Source organism: Anaerolinea thermophila UNI-1, from assembly GCF_000199675.1.
Lineage (GTDB): Bacteria > Chloroflexota > Anaerolineae > Anaerolineales > Anaerolineaceae > Anaerolinea > Anaerolinea thermophila.
Map to the genome: position 1 here is coordinate 2991489 of NC_014960.1, position 16470 is coordinate 3007958.

Annotated in this window: 13 protein-coding genes; 2 read left to right on the plus strand and 11 right to left on the minus strand. The window is 56.5% G+C overall.

The annotated features are described in order from the left end of the window. Positions 1-7 precede the first annotated feature (7 nt). The 4 genes from dnaN to ANT_RS13530 all read right to left on the minus strand — a co-directional run bounded on the left by dnaN (position 8) and on the right by ANT_RS13530 (position 5131). A complete protein-coding gene (dnaN, locus tag ANT_RS13515; protein ID WP_041455053.1) occupies positions 8-1129 on the minus strand; it encodes a DNA polymerase III subunit beta in 1122 nt (373 codons plus the stop codon). 59 nt (positions 1130-1188) lie between these two features. Then, the gene (locus tag ANT_RS13520; RefSeq protein WP_041455707.1) at positions 1189-2859 is read right to left on the minus strand and encodes an ABC1 kinase family protein; all 1671 of its coding nucleotides are present in this window, start codon (positions 2857-2859) and stop codon (positions 1189-1191) included. A gap of 63 nt (positions 2860-2922) precedes the next feature. Then, entirely contained in the window at positions 2923-3561 is a 639-nt protein-coding gene (locus ANT_RS13525) for a response regulator (RefSeq protein WP_013561094.1), read from the minus strand. Next, positions 3554-5131, minus strand: coding sequence for a sensor histidine kinase (locus ANT_RS13530; RefSeq protein WP_013561095.1), 1578 nt, complete (start codon positions 5129-5131; stop codon positions 3554-3556). The genes ANT_RS13525 and ANT_RS13530 overlap by 8 nt, the downstream gene beginning before the upstream one ends. Positions 5132-5265: 134 nt before the next feature. Here ANT_RS13530 and ANT_RS13535 point away from each other — a divergent pair, with 134 nt between their 5' ends. Both ANT_RS13535 and ANT_RS13540 read left to right on the plus strand, forming a co-directional pair. After that, on the plus strand, positions 5266-7005 hold the full coding sequence (locus ANT_RS13535) for a HEAT repeat domain-containing protein (protein ID WP_013561096.1): 1740 nt from the start codon (positions 5266-5268) through the stop codon (positions 7003-7005). A gap of 11 nt (positions 7006-7016) precedes the next feature. Beyond that, positions 7017-8771, plus strand: a complete 1755-nt coding sequence (locus ANT_RS13540) for an ABC transporter ATP-binding protein (protein ID WP_013561097.1) — start codon at positions 7017-7019, stop codon at positions 8769-8771. Between the two features lie 80 nt (positions 8772-8851). Here the strand turns inward: ANT_RS13540 and ANT_RS13545 are convergent, their stop codons facing one another. The 7 genes from ANT_RS13545 to ANT_RS13575 all read right to left on the minus strand — a co-directional run bounded on the left by ANT_RS13545 (position 8852) and on the right by ANT_RS13575 (position 16459). Next, positions 8852-9670 carry a CDP-alcohol phosphatidyltransferase family protein gene (locus ANT_RS13545; RefSeq protein ID WP_013561098.1) on the minus strand — a complete coding sequence of 273 codons (819 nt, stop codon included), beginning with the start codon at positions 9668-9670 and terminating at the stop codon, positions 8852-8854. Between the two features lie 22 nt (positions 9671-9692). Further along, on the minus strand, positions 9693-10595 hold the full coding sequence (locus tag ANT_RS13550) for a lysophospholipid acyltransferase family protein (RefSeq protein ID WP_041455054.1): 903 nt from the start codon (positions 10593-10595) through the stop codon (positions 9693-9695). Between the two features lies 1 nt (position 10596). Continuing rightward, positions 10597-11049: a type III secretion system chaperone family protein gene (locus tag ANT_RS13555; protein ID WP_013561100.1), complete on the minus strand. Its 453-nt coding sequence runs from the start codon at positions 11047-11049 to the stop codon at positions 10597-10599. 10 nt (positions 11050-11059) lie between these two features. Further along, positions 11060-11788, minus strand: coding sequence for a DUF4013 domain-containing protein (locus tag ANT_RS13560; RefSeq protein WP_172634630.1), 729 nt, complete (start codon positions 11786-11788; stop codon positions 11060-11062). Between the two features lie 46 nt (positions 11789-11834). Continuing rightward, entirely contained in the window at positions 11835-12392 is a 558-nt protein-coding gene (locus tag ANT_RS13565) for a hypothetical protein (protein WP_013561102.1), read from the minus strand. Between the two features lie 141 nt (positions 12393-12533). Continuing rightward, entirely contained in the window at positions 12534-13853 is a 1320-nt protein-coding gene (locus tag ANT_RS13570; protein WP_013561103.1) for a UDP-glucose dehydrogenase family protein, read from the minus strand. Positions 13854-13954: 101 nt separating this feature from the next. Beyond that, on the minus strand, positions 13955-16459 hold the full coding sequence (locus tag ANT_RS13575; protein WP_013561104.1) for a DUF2298 domain-containing protein: 2505 nt from the start codon (positions 16457-16459) through the stop codon (positions 13955-13957). Positions 16460-16470 lie beyond the last annotated feature (11 nt).

Consider the following 16470-nt stretch of genomic DNA (forward strand, 5'->3'; position numbering starts at 1 on the left):
TCTATGTTCAGCCCAGGTGCATGGGCATAATCACATGCTGGAAAGACTCATCGCCCACCGGTTGCAGGCGCGCCGGAGAGCGGTTGTCGTTGGTCTGCAGGACCAGGTTGGGCGTCTTGATGACTTCCAGAGCCTCGCGCAGGAATTTGACGTTGAAGGCAATCGCCAGCGTGGGACCTTCAATGTTGGCATCCACCAGCGACTCGTTGGCACCGGTCTCTTCAGATTGAGCAGAGATTTCAATCTGCCCGGGTCGGTCATCGAACTTCTGCAAGTGCAGGCGCACCACCCCATTGCCCATGCGGGCAATAATCTCCGCCTGTTTGACGGCTTTGAGCAGGGCTTCGGTGGAGACAATGGTGTGAGTCTTGTACGAGCGCGGCAGGATGACCTTGTAGTCGGGGAAATTGCCGTCAATCAACTGCGAGGTAAGTTGCAGGTTTTCCATCTGGAAAACCACCTGACCGCGTCCGGGCGGAACGATGAGACGCACTTCACCCTCCTGCGCAATGCGCGCCAGTTCCTGCAGAGCGCGAGCAGGAATGATGACGGAAATAGGCTGAGCAACCGGCTCGCTCAGACGCATCTGACGCACCGAGATACGGAAACCATCCGTGGCTGCCAGCGAAATTTCATCACCGCTGATGACCATCTGCACCCCCTGCAAGACGGGTCGGGCTTCCTCGGTAGATGCTGCAAAGGCAACCTGCTGAATCATCTCTTTGAAGTCGGCGACCGGCAAAAGCACACCGTGGTCGCTGTCCACCGCCGGAACGGGCGGAAATTCCGCCGCATCAATGCCCTTCAATTCGGTGGAAGAAGAACCGCATTTGACAGAGAGCGCCATCGAACGCGGATTGACCGCCAGATGAATCATCTCGTTGGGCAGGGTGCCAATTAAGTCGGCAAACAGGCGGGCAGGCACGGTAATGGAACCTTCTTCCTGAATTTGTGCGCCCAGCCAGCAGGAAATTCCCAGTTCCAGATTGGTGGCTGCCAGGCGTAAACGTCCTTCATCGGTCGCCAGCAGGACATTTCCCAGCACGGGCAGAGTGCTCCGCGGTGCAACCGCTCGAGAAACCAGACCCAGTCCATGCGCCAGATGCTGTTGCGATACCGTAACCTTCATGATGACCCTCTCCATCGAATTGGTGAGAATGTATGTTCAAAGTATATCAAAAAACCGGATTAACGGGGTCGATTCCAGAACATGGAGATGAGCAATCCAATAGACACACCCAACACCAGGAAAAGCGCACCGCCCAGCAAAATACGCGTCCAGTCACCTGTGGGAGACATTGCCAGCAGAAACGCCAGTGCCACAATCAGCGCCGCCAGCAGGATGCCAAAAACCAGGTAAATGAAGAGACGATGAACCTGTGTCATGAAACGTTCTGCCCCGGCAATTTGCAGAGGGAGCGGCTCACGGCGTTCCAGGTCTTCCAGCATTTGTAATCCGGTACGCGGCAGGGCACGGATAAACTGCTCCCATTCCATGCCCATTTGCAATCCCTGTTCCAACCAGGCACGGTTGGGCAGGAACATCTCCAGAGTGAGTTTTTGCACGTAAGGCTCGGAGACGGCAAAAACATCGAAATCGGGGTCTAACTGCAACCCGATGCCCTCCATCATCGCCAGTGTTTTGCCCAGCAACCACAAATTGGAAGGCAACCGCAGATGATGACGGAACATGATGGGGGTCACTTCTTCAATGACCTCGCGGGCGCGGATTTCCTTGAGTGGCAAATTCGCATACTTCATCAGAAGGCGGTTGATATCCAGCGCTAACTGTTTGCGGTTGACATGCACATCCGCGGCACCCATACGAATCAACTGATCCACAATGCCCTCGGCATCCAGCCTGACCGAGACGATGTAAAGGCGCACCAGGTCGGCGCGGTCGCACTCGCGCAAAAAACCCACCATGCCGAAATCCATCGCGCCAATCACCTCACCGGGCAGGATGACAAAATTTCCCGGATGCGGGTCGGCGTGGAAAAAGCCATCTTCCAGCACTTCCTTAATTACAATGCGGGCGCTGTTGAGGGCAATGCGTTTCAGATCGTAGCCCTCGGCACGCAGGCGGTCAAACTGGTCAATCTTGATGCCGTTAAGATATTCCATCACCAGCAGACGCTGAGTGGTGTACTGCCAATACACTTCAGGGATATGCAGATAAGGCTCTCCGGCAAAGTTGCGGCGGAAACGTTCCGCATTGCGGGCTTCGCGGCGATAATCCAGTTCGTTGCGCAGGGTAAAGGCAAACTCATCCACCACGCCGACAAAGTCATAATACTGACCTAAACGGGTACCGGCAACCCGCCGCGCCCAGGCGGTGAGGATATCCAGATCCACCTTGACCTGCCGCGGGACGCCGGGACGCTGGACTTTAAGCACCACCTCTTTGCCGTCGTACAGGCGGGCAAAATGTACCTGCGCCAGCGAGGCGCTTGCCAGCGGTTGAGGGTCAATCCAGGCAAACACGTCCTCCAGTGGTCTGCCCAGTTCCTGCTCGATGACCGGGCGAATCACCTCCCAGGGCAGAGGCGGCACGCTATCCTGCAGGCGCGAGAGTTCGCGGATAAACTCCGGGGGGAGCAAATCGGGTCTGGTTGAAAGGATTTGTCCCAGTTTAATAAAGGTGACGCCCAACTCTTCCAGTGCCAGGCGCAGATGCAGCGCCACTTCATCGGGCATGGAAGGCGCGGCAACACTCCCGGCGGGCAAACGCAGGAAACGCCGGATGGGCGCCCACTGCGGATCCAGGCGGGCAAACAGGAACTCCAGCCCATGATTGAGCAGTACCCGCACAATTTCGCGGTAGCGATGAAAGTGAAACTCAGGCAACAGAGGGAACAAGGCAACCCTCCCTGCCTTCATCATAGCAGGGAGAGGGATTTCCGGCAAGACACATCGGCGATGTTATGTTTCCTGAATCAATCCATGACGCAGGGCAAATCGGGTCAGCGAGGCAATATCGTACAAGTCCAGTTTGCTCATCACATGACTGCGGTGAGTCTCAACGGTTTTCGGAGAGACCCCTAATCGCACGGCAATTGCCTGAGTGGTCAATCCGCTGGCAAGCAGCGCCAGCACCTGCTTCTCCCGGGCGGTCAGACGTTCGACCGGCGGTTGAGCAGCTATGAGGGCTTGAATGTGCTCCATGGAAACCCCGGGAGGAAGGTAAATCTCGCCTGACATGGCGACACGAATGGCACGAATCAGTTCCTCATCAGGGGCATCTTTCCACAGGTAACCGCGCGCCCCCGCCTGTAAAGCGCGGGCGATGTATTCTCCATCTTTATACATAGAAAGCATAATCACCACCATCGCAGGCGAAATCTCCAGGACCCTGCTGAGGATTTCCAGCCCATTGGTGTCGGGCATGGAGATATCCAGCAAAAGCACATTGGGCTGGGATTGTTGCAGTTTTTGCAGGGTTTCCTCACCGCTGGCAGATTCCCCCACCACACAAAAGTCAGGCACACCTTCCAGCAAGAGGCGAATGCCTCGCCGCACCAGCGTATGGTCATCCGCCAGCAGAATGCGGATCTCAGGCATGACGCCACTCCATAATTATTTTGGTACCCTGTCCGGGAGCGGTATCTATCTTAAGATTCGCCCCAATCAATTCGGCGCGCATGTACAGGTTATTCAACCCCAGCGACTTGCCAAACGTTGAAGCACGAACACGGGACAGGTCAAAACCGCACCCGTTATCGCGAATCTCCAGACGGGAAACTTGCGAGGTTTGCTCAAAGATAAACCAGCAATGCATTGCCCGGGCATGACGCAAAATATTGCTGAGAGCTTCCTGGGCAACACGGTAAAACGCCAGTTCCACCTCGCGGGGCATGGGGTGGTAAGCATCAGGGGTGGAGAGGGTAAGGGACAATCCCGCCGACTGAGCCATATGATTTGCCAGCCAGCGCAGGGCGGTGATGAAGCCCAAATCCTCCAGCATTTTGGGATGCAGTTGCAGAGAAAGAGCGCGCACCTGATTGAGGATGGAAGAAGCCAGTTGCAGGCTTTCCTCCAGGTTTTGCGCCAAATCCGGAAAAGCCGTCTTGACGGTAGCGGAAATGCGCGTCAGATTTAAGTACAGAGCGGTAATGGCTTGCCCCAACTGGTCATGAAAGTCGCGCGAGAGGCGTTTCTTTTCTTCTTCCTGCACATTCATCAGTGCTCGGGAAAGGCGGAAGAGATTGGCTTCGTTCTCCCGGGTTTTCTCGTAGAGACGGCGGTTTTCCTCGGCTTGCCTCTGCAGTTCCTGCATCAGTTCGCGCTGGCGAAGTGCCAGACTGAGCATATCGGCGCTGGGAAGTAAAAATTGCAGGTCATTTTCCCGATACATCTCCGGTTCGGTATGTACCAGTCCAATGGCAAAGCGCACGTCCATCTCCGGGCGGATGGGCAAGAGCAACAGCGAATGGTCCTCGACGCGCAAAGACTCCCCATCCAGAGTGTAATTTCCCTGAGTCAGGTCTGGAATGCAAAACGGCTGAGCCATGGCGCGCAGCGCCGCCAGCGGCGTACCCTGCAAAGGATGTTCTCCCCCCTGCTTCCAGCGCTCAGCCACGGGGTCATACTGCCATACAATGCTGTAGCGGGCTTGGTCCAGAAATTGCCATAAGATAATACGGTGGCAGGGCAACAAACCAGCGATGCCCTGCGCATACAGATAGAACAGTTCGTCCAGGGTGTTCCCCTTGAGAATCATGTGGTTTAACTGTTCCAGCCGGCTCAGTTTTTCGCCCGTCCGCTTACTCTCGGTGATATCGCGGTTGACTGCAACCATGCCAATCATCTCACCCTGCTCGTTTTCCAGCAATGCCACGGTGGAGGCAATCCAGAGGGTTTTGCCCTGACGAGTGGTTTGGCGCACCCTGCCCCGCCAGACTTTATCACGGATTAATTTTTGAAAGGCACTTTGGGTGGTTTCCTGAGGGTCTTCGTACTGGGTGGATAAATACTGGCTGACGGGATTGTTCAGCACTTCTTCGGCTTTCCAGCCGTACAGCGCTTCGGCTGCCCGATTCCAGATCACAATCCGCCAATCCCTGTCTGTAACGATAACTGCCTCCCCCAGGGTTTCGAGCAACGTCTTTTCCAGATGAGCGGAATCGGACATGCATTTTTCCAGAACAGATTTTTAACATTAAATTACAGCAAAAATTTCGGGGTTGCATTTCAGATAAATTTCAAAAGTTGATCCTACAGTGTGACTGGTTTGACATCCCCCTTCAACCATGCTTTAATTCAAATATGCCCCTTTTTGGTCCACCCAATATTGATGCCCTGAAAGTTCGTCGCGATATTAAAGGCTTGTTAAGTGCGCTGAAATACCGGGGAGATCCTACCGTACGGCGCAGAGCCGCGCAAGCCCTGGCTGAAGTACTGGAAGGACAACCTCCGGAAACGCGGGAAAAGACCATTCCCGCGCTACTTGTTGCGCTGGAGGAGGTCGATTCCTCTGTCTTTCAAGCAGTGGTCGGGGCGCTCAGCGCCGTGGGACAGCCCGCCATTCTGCCCTTGATTGGAGCATTGCGCGCGCCGCAGGAACGGGTACGCGAGGGAGCGGCACGGGCGCTGGGGCGTCTGGGGGTAAATCTGAACGAGCCGGCATATCTGCGTCTGGCGGTGGACCCGCTGATTGGAGCTTTGCGCGATGGGGCTTTCGTGGTTCGGCGCGCCGCCGCATGGGCGTTAGGCAACATCGCCCCCCGCCTGGATGCCGCTTCTCGGGGGTTACCCACGGAGAATCTGATTTTGTGCCTGCGCGATGCCGTGCCAGAGGTGCGTCAGTTTGCCGCAGGAGCGCTGGGCAAGATTGGCGAAGGGCGCGCCATCCGCCCGCTGGTGAGCACGCTGGAAGATGAATCCTCGTCAGTGCGCAAAACCGCCGCCGAAGCCCTGAGCGTCCTGGGCTGGCATCCTACCAATCCCCGGGAACAGGTTTTGGAATGGATTGCTCTTCAAAACTGGGAACGTCTCCAGCAAATGGGGGAGACTCCCGTACCTCAGTTATTACGCGCGGCAAAAGATCAGGATCGCGATGTGCGGGCAGGCGCTATCCGCGTGTTGGGCAGACTGGGCGCCCCCCAGGGGGTGGAAGTCTTCCTGCAGGGACTACACGATGTGGATGCTGAAGTACGCCGCGCCGCCGCCGAAGCCCTGGAGCAGGTGGGTTCGCCGCAAGCAGTCGAGGTGCTTTTACAAGCCCTGCGCGACCGGGACCGTGAGGTGCGCCGCAGGGTCATCCGCGCCCTGGGACGCACCCAGGACGCCCGCGCCGTCCCCCCTCTCCTGGGCATCATCAAAAGCCACGAGGAAGATTTCGTGCAGATTGCCATGCAATCGCTGGTGCAGATTGACTTGAACGGCGTGCTTGCCGTCATCCCGGCGCTGGGCGATGCCGACCCTTTTGTGCAGGAACGCGCGGCGTGGGTGCTGACTCAAATCGGTTCTGCTGCCGTCCTGCCGCTGATACAGGCGTTGCAAATGTCCCCGCCACCCATCAACGAATATGCGGCGCGCATCCTGGGCGATATTGGCGACACCCGCGCTGTGTATCCGCTGATCAACGCGCTGGAGAATCCCGCGCTGACGGGATACGCCGCCCAGGCGCTGGGTAAAATCGGCGATTCGCGGGCTGTCCTGCCTCTGCTGGACCTGCTCAACTCCAACAGTGATGCCATCCGACAAGCCGCGGCGCTGGCGCTGGGCAACATCGGAGACCCGCGCGCCGTAGATGCGCTCATTCCCTTGCTCAAATCCAACGAGCGCGCCACCCGCTGGGAAGCCGCCAGCGCCCTGTTGCAAATGTACCGTTCCAACCGTCTGGATATCATTGCCAAACGCAAAATCCTCGCCCAGCGGGACCGCATCACCGAGGCGCACGCCGATCACCAGAGCCATGTGGACAACGTGCGCTCTTCGGACTGTCACCGCGACGAGGTCTATCATCTGGATACCGGTATTGGTTTATCCTTCCCCAACGAATGAGAGGTGCTTCGATGAAACCACTGCAGTTAGTCTCTCGCTTTGCCCAACGCTACTGGAAAGAACTGCTCATCACCGTGGTGAGTATGCTGGCGCTGGTGGGTATTCAACTGTTCATCCCCTGGGCAGTGCGCACGCTCATCAACACCGTCACCGGCGGGTTATCCAGCCCGCAAACGCTGAATATCATCACCACCCTGACGCTGGCGGTGATTGCCGTCTATCTGGCGCGCGGGGTCTTTCAGTACCTGCGCAGTTACATGGCGCACATCGCCGGCTGGGGGGTGGTTGCCGACCTGCGCAAGTACGTTTACGATCACCTGCAACGCCTCAGTCTGCGCTTCTACGAGGACAAGCAAACCGGTCAACTGATGTCGCGGGTCATCAACGACACCGACCTCTTTGAGCAGTTAATCGCTCACGCTGTGCCGGATGTGCTGGTGAACGTGGTTACACTGGTTGCTATCAGCGCGGTGCTGTTTCAACTCAACTGGATTCTGGCTCTGCTCAGCCTGGTTCCCATCCCGCTAGTGGTACTTTCTCTGCGCTTGTACGCGCGCTACGTGCGCCCGCGCTTCGTGGAACGTCAAAAAGTGCTGGGCGAACTGAACGCCATCCTCAACGATAACCTCTCCGGCATCCGCGAAATCAAAGCCTTTACGCAGGAAGAAGAGCAGTATGTGCGGGTGGGCAACGGGGTGGAGAATTACAAGAAAGCCAACCTCAAAGCCCTGCGCCTGATGGCAATCTTCCAGCCCTTCATTGATTTTGCCTCGTCGCTGGGTACGCTGGTGGTGATTTACTTCGGCGGGCGGCTGGTGTTTCAGCAAACCCTGCCGGTTGCCGACCTGGTGGCTTTCTTCCTGTACCTGGAGATGTTCTATCAGCCGGTACGCAACCTGAGCGGCGCATGGGAAGCGGTGCAAAATGCACTGGCGGGCGCCGAGCGGGTGGCAGACCTGCTGGAACAACAGCCCGAACTGGAAAAGCGCTCGCATCCCATCGTGATTTCCGAACGGGCAAAAGGACACATCCGCTTCGATCAGGTATCCTTTGAGTACATTCCCGGCGAGCCGGTGCTGGAGAACATCAACCTGGAGATTTTACCCGAGCAGGTGGTGGCGCTGGTGGGACCCACCGGTGTGGGTAAATCCACGCTGGCAAGCCTGATTCCGCGCTTCTACGACGTGACCAGCGGCTCGCTCAAACTGGATGGCTACGACGTGCGCGACCTCTCGCTGGAGTCGCTCCGCCGGCAGGTTAGCATTGTCCTGCAGGACGTTTTTCTCTTTCACGGTACAGTGCGGGAAAATCTGCTCTTTGGCAACCCCGATGCCAGCGAAGCGCAGATGATTGAAGCGGCAAAAATCGCCAATGCTCACGGCTTCATCCTGGACTTGCCCAACGGTTACGACACCCTGATTGGCGAGCGCGGCGTCAAACTCTCCGGCGGGCAAAAACAGCGTCTCTCCATTGCTCGTGCCGTTTTGAAGGATGCCCCCATTCTGATTCTGGATGAAGCCACCTCGGCAGTGGATACCGAAACCGAACTGCTCATCCAGCAAGCCCTGGAGCGCCTGATGCGCGGGCGCACCACCCTCATCATTGCCCACCGCCTCTCCACCATTCGCAACGCCGATAAAATTGTGGTGTTGGAAGGACGCCACATCGTTGAGGAAGGCGCTCACGAAGAACTGCTGGCAAAACGCGGGCTGTATCACCGCCTGTGCACCATCCAGAGTCAGTTAGAGCCGGTGCGCATGAATTAGCAGGACAGAAAATGAAGGAAAAAGACACCCTGAAGGCGGATTCCTTCAGGGTGTTTGCTATTTGAACAAACCAGAATGATTTACCCCTTACCCGGCAGATGGAACTTGACCGGCAGGACAAACCGCTGAGGTTTAACCCGGCGGGCACGGCGGTTGGCGGCGCGTTCCGCCTTGCGCGCGGCACGCTCGGCTTTGCGGGCTTCGCGTTCGGCGCGCAGGCGCAACAGATTCTCATCAAACGCGGCCAGTTCGCGGGCGTGAATGATGGTGACAATAATAAAGGCACTGAACAGCAACAGGGCAATGAACAGCGCCACCAGGTCGTACATAGTGAAAGTGCCCAGCAAACTGGAGAAAGTGGGATTGCCCACATAAAAGACGAAAATGTTCGAAAGAATCATGATCAGGCGCACTTCGGTGGGACCCAGGCGCAGGAAAGAAATCTGGAAAATGCCTTTGACCTGACTGTAGAGGAACACCTGAATGGACATCATCAGGTAGGTAATCAGCGCCAGCATGGCAAATTCCACGCGCACATAGGGCGAAAGCCCCAACCCCATGAACACCAGGGCTTCAGAAACCGCATCCACCGCGTGGTCAATGTAATACCCGTAGTTGGAACGCTCAATTTTACGGTAGCGCGCCAGTGTACCGTCCAGGCTGTCGCCAAACCAGTTCAGGAATACCCCCAGGTTTGCCAGCCAGAGGAAAGACGGGCTGAAGTTGGTGAGAATCAGGCTGATGGAAATCAGCAGTGAAGCAAAAATGCCCAATGCAGTGAGGTGATCGGGATTCACCCATGCGGGCATGCGCGCCGCCAGCCACTCCAGGGCTTTCTTCTCCAGCGGGCGCAAAATGGTTTCATTGACGCGCACATGATTTTTGATTTGATTTTCCATAGTGTTTTCCCTTCGTTGTGACTTATGGGACTCGCTCCATCCAGTCGGGCCAGACCGGAAAGGTCATATTCCATTGTACTGGATACTGGCGGATATTATCCATCACCACCTCCAGCACCCTCTCGGCGTTGACGAGAATCTCTTCCTGCGGGTTGGGCAGGCGATGAAGGCGGTATTCGGTCGCCCAGAGAGAAATTTGCTTATCCTCTTTCAGAGCCGCGCCTACCACGTAAATCGGCAAATCTAGTTTCAAGGCTACGCGCACATGGGCTACCGGCAGAGCGGCAGGAAGTCCAAAAAAGCGCGGGCGAAAGGCGCTGTCGGCATACGGGCGATCTACCCCAAAAACCACCGCCTCCCCTTCGCGCAGACGGGCAAGCGCGGTGCGTACCGCTTCCAGCGATCCGGGGATGACCTCAATGCCCACCTGGCGGCGCAGTTGATTCTGTACCTGATAACCCTCCATCAGGCGGTTGGGTGCGATGGCAGTGAGCCGCCCGAACAGCGGCGCCGAAACCCAGCCCAGCAGATCGGGGTTGGTCATGTGCGGGAGCGCCAGAATGACCCCATGTTCGCGCCGACGGGCTTTCTCTGCCACCTGGCGAAAACTTTCCTCTACCCTCACGACCTTTTTCAGCACCTGAGGATGGTCTTTCCAGTGGGCAAAGTCGTACACCGCGCGGGCGGCACTGCGCAAAGTCTCGCGCACCAGGCGATCCAGTTGGCGGGAATCCACCTGGCGGTCGTGGACAATCCACTGATTCAGGCGCACCGCGCGCACCAGCGCCAGATGCGGCATGCGGCTCATCAGTCCCGAAAGCAAATCTGCCAGGGCATAACCCACGACCGGCGGCAATGTCCTGCCCAAACCCATCGCCGCCTGATACGCGGCACGGCTGTTGATGATGTGATAAATGCGGTTCACGTTATCGTTCGATTTCCTGAATGGCTTCTTCAGCAGTGAGTCCACCATACACCACTCGCATCACTCCGGGAAAATAGCGGTCCATAATCAGCAAATTGGGATAAACCAGGTTGCGCACCATTGTGGGAGTAAAATCAACGTCCTCAACGTCCAGACTGGTTTTGTAGCGCACTTCGCCGTCGCTCAAATCCAGTTCGAAATTTCCCACCACCATGCCGTAATTGGCACGGGTGATGAACTCCATCACCACATGGCGCTTTTCAGGGGGGACTTTGAGGGGGGACACGGAGTAAAACACGCATTGATGCTGTTGCTCGCGCGCTTGGGCAAAGCATTCATAGCGTCCATTTTGCCCCTGAAAAGCTGTGTTGAGAATAGTGGTATCTTCCAGACGCACATAATTCCAGTCATCGTTCTGGAAAAAATCTTCGAGGACTGACAAAATAGTTTTCATGAGATTGTTTTTACTCTAGAGAGGCGTTTTCTTCAAGAGTGCTGAGGCTCTCCGAGTAAGCCGCACCACCCAACCACGTCCAGAGGGTGAACGCATAAGCAAAAGCAAAAGAGGTCAACACGGGCAAGAAGAACAGGAAGAAAATCCATATCGGAAAAGTCAATGCCAGTGCCAATTGAATCCCATAAAAGAGCATGACACCCAGCAAAAAGGTGACGATGAAACCGCCTTTACTGGCTTTGAAAACACGCCACCAGCCTTTGAAGTCAAACAGCGCGGAGAAAGACTCCCGCAGTGCCATGTGAGCCAGCGCGGGTTGCAACAACGTACCGCCGATAAGATAAAAGAGAAAGCCGAGCATCTGAAAGACAAAAAGTAATGTCACAGCCAGGAACATGAGCAAGAACGCCAGCCCCTCACGTCCCGCATCGGCGAGGGCAGCAAAGACCACCATGCCCCCAAAATAAAGCACAAACGCCTTGATAGCCAGGATCAGAGATGGAAGCAGAAAAACCAATCCACCGCCAAAGACTTTCAAGCCGTTGAGCAACAAACGTCCCCAGTTTTCCCAGGGTGGAAGCGTAGGCTGCGCCCCCTGCGCCGCCAGGCGCAGGACTTCCAGCAGATAACCAGCGGAAATTAAAATCGGCAACAGCGGGAAAACCCACCCCAACGCAAAGAAGCCGCCCAGGAACAGAAAACGGGTGAACGTTTCACGATTCCGGAAGGGAAAAGACAACAAAGAGGCAAGGCCTCTGGGAGAAAAAAAGGTATCTGTATTCATTTCACTGACTCAGTTGCGCAAAACCAAGCGTTTCAAAATCGTTCAAACCCATCACGCGGCTGAAAATCACCCGCCGGGCAGTGAACAAATGCATGGGGTAAGAATAGACGGGAGCGTACTCAAGTTGTACAGGGGTAATCAGGTCAATTGCACTGCAGGTAAAGGGGGTATCGTGGGGATAATGTGGCTGAATGCCGGCTTGTTCGAGCAACCCATCCAGGGCAAGGATAAAAGCCTTGAACTCAGGGGTGTACTCCACCTCCCAGCGCAGTACATAACTCTGCCAGAAAGGCGCATGAAACTGGGTCAATCCGCTGGCAATCACCGGGAAAGCAGGAAAGCGCGCCAGAGCGGTGCGCAAGTTCAGCACCACCTCATGCACCTTGCGGTCCAGGGGTGGCTCAAAGCGCTGACAGGTCACATGCACCTCAGCAGAAATCCAGCCGCCGAACGTGCGCATCAGTTCTTCCTGCATTTGACGAATGGGAGGGAGGTCTTCCGGCTCCGGCATCAGCAGCACACAAATATCCCCTGCCTGGGCAGTACGAATCTCATTCATCTTACCCTCTCTGAGCAAGTCTTACAACGATTGTACAATAAACTTTGCGAAAGGGTACAAGAATCCGGGACAATTACACGCAATTAAAAACAAGACCCGCAAGGGACGCTTGCAGGTCTTGTTTGCGATCAGACTAAACACCTATCCCTTGGGCGGGACGGAATTTCCCCGCCCAATGCCAAAATAGGTAAATCCCATAGCGCGCAACTGATCGGGGTTCCACAGGTTGCGGGCGTCCATGATGACCGGCTGGCGCATGGAGCGGTAAATTTGCTCAAAATCCAACTGTTTGAACTCATTCCATTCGGTTGCCAGCACCAGCGCATCTGCGCCTTCTGCCACCTGATAGGGTGTCTCCACCAATTGCACCCGCGGCAGGACACTGCGGGCGTTTTCCATGGCTTGCGGGTCGTAGGCTTTGACCAGCGCGCCTTCGTTCTCCAGCAGATGGATGACTTCCAGGGCAGGGGCTTCGCGGATGTCATCGGTGTTGGGTTTGAAAGACAACCCCAGCACTCCAATGACTTTTTGATCCAGCGTGCCCAGGGCTTTGCGCAGTTTAACCACCACCCGGCGGCGCTGGTTGCGGTTAATTTCCATCACCGCCTGAAGCAGTTGCGGGTGTGTACCGTGCAGAACTGCCATGTGTGCCAGCGCCTTCACGTCTTTCGGGAAGCAACTGCCCCCCCAGCCCAAACCGGCATCCAGGAACGCCGGACCGATGCGCTTATCCAGCCCCATGCCGCGGGCAACTTCGCGCACGTCAGCGCCCAGTTCTTCGCAGATATTGGCAATCTCATTAATGAAGGAAATGCGCGTGGCAAGGAAAGCGTTTGAGGCGTACTTGATCATCTCGGCGGTGCGCAGGTCGGTAATCATGATGGGACAGCGCAGACTCTGATACAACTGCGCCACCTTCTCCGCCGCCTGGCGATGGAGCGACCCCAGCACTACACGATCCGGCATCATGAAGTCGTTGATGGCAGACCCCTCGCGCAGAAATTCAGGGTTGCTCACCACGCTGAACTCCAGCGGCTTGCCGGCACGGCGGCGGTTAATCACCTCTGCCACCCAGTCGCCTGTACCTACCGGCACGGTGGATTTGTTCACTACGATGATAGGGTGATCGACAATATCGGCAATGGCTTCTGCCGCCTGACGCACATACTGCAAATCGGCTTCGCCATCCACCCCTGAGGGGGTGCCTACCGCAATAAAGGCAAACTCAGCATCCTTGAGGGCTTCCGGGTAAGAGGTGGTGAAGTGCAGGCGTCCATGACGCACATTTTGCAGGACAATCTGCTCCAAGCCGGGTTCATAAATCGGCATGATGCCCTGCTTGAGTCGCTCGATGCGCGTTTCATCCACATCCAGACAGGTCACCGTGTTTCCCAAATCGGCAAAGCACGCTCCCGTGACCAGACCAACATATCCCGTTCCAATCACACAAATTTTGCTCATAAATCGGTCATCCTCTCGGCAAGATTATAGCACAGGCATTTTATGCGAAAGTTCTGTACTGAAATTGTTGTGAATTTGTACGGTTTCAGCAGGCATGGCGCTCATGGCAGGCTGGGCGGAACGCGGTACACCGTTCCCGTCGCCGTGCGGAAAACGGGAATCAGCACATTCTCAAATTTCAACTCTGCCTGCGAGGGATTGCAAGCCCGTTCAGGCTGAGAGCATAAATCACGAATGTACGTGCGCTCGGTATTGGTCAGAATGACGTAATCCACCCGCCACTTTCGCAAAAGCGCTAGTGCCAGGTCGGGATCGCTGGTGGTGTAAATGGTTTCGATGTCGGGTTCGCGCTTGCCCTGCTCGTTGTAGTTGCCCCGCCACTGCATCTCGTGGATTGCCCAGCCCAGTACCGCCGGATAACCGGTAAAAGCGCTGATGCGCCCCTCGTAGGTGTACGACTTGCCCGGCGCTTCCAGCAGAATGGGCACTCTACCTTCAATTTTGCCGTTGGCATTCAACCACTGGACGATTTCCCAGTCCTCAGGGTTTTCCATGCGGAACTCGCTGGCGGCATCCAGCGTGGGCGTGGATTGGAACGCATTGGTGCGCGAAATCGTCGCCAGCACGGGATAAACCATGCCCCCCAGCAGAGAGAGCGTGATAACTCCAAGCGCCAGCCCGCGTACCGCGCGCGCAAACGCGGGACGGTTTACCAGCCACCACAGGGCATAAGCGCTGGCAAGCGCCATCAACACCCAGCCCTGGAAATAGAACTTGAAGACGGTATTCATGCGCACGCCAAAGCCGTCTTTAAGATACAGAAACTCCACCGAAAAGGTGAGCGCAACGCCCAGCAAAGCCATCAACAGCACGAACGGCAGGGCGTCATCGGGTGCACGGGGTTCTTCTCCCTCATTCGTCGCAGACGGACGCAGGAACATCAACCCGGTAGTGAGCATGCCCAGCAGGAAGGTAAGGACAAGGAACAGCCAGGGATTACTCAGGCGGTAGGAAAGCACCAGCAAAAGAGTCTGCCCCAGCGATTGAGACACCAGATAGGGATGGAGGAAGGCGCTCCATTCGCCACCACGGGCAGCATTGATCTGCAAAGCCAGCGCCGCCACCCCCAGCAGAGCCAGATAAGCCAGCGAAATGCCCACCATCCAGCCCAACCAGTGACGCAGGAACAGGCTCCACACCCCGCGCTCATCACGGCGCGCCAGCACCCCCAGGGCAAAGACCAGCAAAATCAGCAGGAAGTGACCGAACATGACACTGTACTGCGAAAGGCGGGTGGGTGGGAAAATCTGCGGCAAAATGCCCCCTGCCTGCGAGGCAAACCCTGCCCAGAAAGGCAGGTAGAAAAGTACCAGCGCCAGCACAAAGAGCCCCCCAAAGCGCAAAACTTCCAGCCCGTGCTCACGGGTCAGCCTGCCCTGTGCCGACCACCGCCCCGCCAACCATGCCAGCAGAAGCAGAGCCAGATAGATGGGAAAATCCCAGGTATTCAAAAATGCCAGACTGCCCAGCATCAGCCCTGCCAGTCCCTGCTCCATCCATGTGGGCAGGCGGTCTTCGCGAGCCAGGCGGTAGAAATGCAGGGCAATCAGCACAGCCAGCAAAACAAAGGGCAGTGCCATCTTGTGCGGATGGTTGTCGCCCAACAGGAAACTGAAGAAGGGAAACTCGGTGATGGGGTTAAGGTTGATGGCATTGCCGCTTAAATCCAGGTCGGTAAGCACACGCGACGCCCGCCACCACCACCATCCCCCGCCAGAGGGCATGAAACTGCCCACAGGCGGCGAGTTGAAGGGAAAATCGGGCAAATTGAGCCAGCGGGCAAAGGATTGAGGAAGCCAGCCGCGAGCGTAGAGCGACTCGAGCAAGCCTTCGAGGTTACCCATCCCCGCCACAAAAACCGCCCCCAGCACCCCAGCCGTTGCCACGGCGCGGGCGTTTGCCTTCGAGAGGCAGACCAGGTTGAACACCACCCCGTAAGCCCCCTGCAGAGTAAGGGCAAACAGCAGGGCATCGAACAAATCAAAGCCCACCGCCGAAAGCACCCCACTTAGTTTAACCAGCGCGCCGGCGATGATATAGCCAAAGTAGTAATAGGAAATGGCAAAATCCGAAAGCCAGGGATCTAATGGCGGAAAGGTGGGGCTGTTCAGAACGCCGTTGAGGAAGGCAATCTCCATGAACTTTTCGCCGCCGAAGCGCATGATCTTGCCAATAGCGTAAGCCCGCACCACGCTCCAGCCGACAAACGCCAGCAGGAAGAGCACCTCACCCACCAGAATGGTGCGCCAACGTTCCCTCCAGAAATCTTTCAGGGACTGGCGGCGTTGTTCGTCGCGCCATACCCTCACCCACCCCCAGACAGCAACCAGCGCTATGGAAAACAGCACTGCCCCGGACGTATTGGGAAGAAATTGAAGCGAAGATCCCAGCCAGAAAAGATATACCGCCAGCAATAATCCCATGGCTCGCGCCAGCGCCGCGCCGCGTTCGGGCAGGGTGCGGAAAAACTCAAAGGTGAGCGGAAAAACCGCCAATCCAAAGAAGGTCGAAAAGAACCACCATAGAAAAACAGGCATCCATTCCATGGTCTATTTCC

Coding starts and splice junctions, on each gene's coding strand:
- ANT_RS13535 (WP_013561096.1), top strand. CDS start 5,266: ATGCCCCTTTTTGGTCCACCCAATATTGATGCCCTGAAAGTTCGTCGC.
- ANT_RS13555 (WP_013561100.1), bottom strand. CDS start 11,049: ATGAAAACTATTTTGTCAGTCCTCGAAGATTTTTTCCAGAACGATGAC.
- ANT_RS13525 (WP_013561094.1), bottom strand. CDS start 3,561: ATGCCTGAGATCCGCATTCTGCTGGCGGATGACCATACGCTGGTGCGG.
- ANT_RS13545 (WP_013561098.1), bottom strand. CDS start 9,670: ATGGAAAATCAAATCAAAAATCATGTGCGCGTCAATGAAACCATTTTG.
- dnaN (WP_041455053.1), bottom strand. CDS start 1,129: ATGAAGGTTACGGTATCGCAACAGCATCTGGCGCATGGACTGGGTCTG.
- ANT_RS13575 (WP_013561104.1), bottom strand. CDS start 16,459: ATGGAATGGATGCCTGTTTTTCTATGGTGGTTCTTTTCGACCTTCTTT.
- ANT_RS13530 (WP_013561095.1), bottom strand. CDS start 5,131: ATGTCCGATTCCGCTCATCTGGAAAAGACGTTGCTCGAAACCCTGGGG.
- ANT_RS13540 (WP_013561097.1), top strand. CDS start 7,017: ATGAAACCACTGCAGTTAGTCTCTCGCTTTGCCCAACGCTACTGGAAA.
- ANT_RS13565 (WP_013561102.1), bottom strand. CDS start 12,392: ATGAATGAGATTCGTACTGCCCAGGCAGGGGATATTTGTGTGCTGCTG.
- ANT_RS13570 (WP_013561103.1), bottom strand. CDS start 13,853: ATGAGCAAAATTTGTGTGATTGGAACGGGATATGTTGGTCTGGTCACG.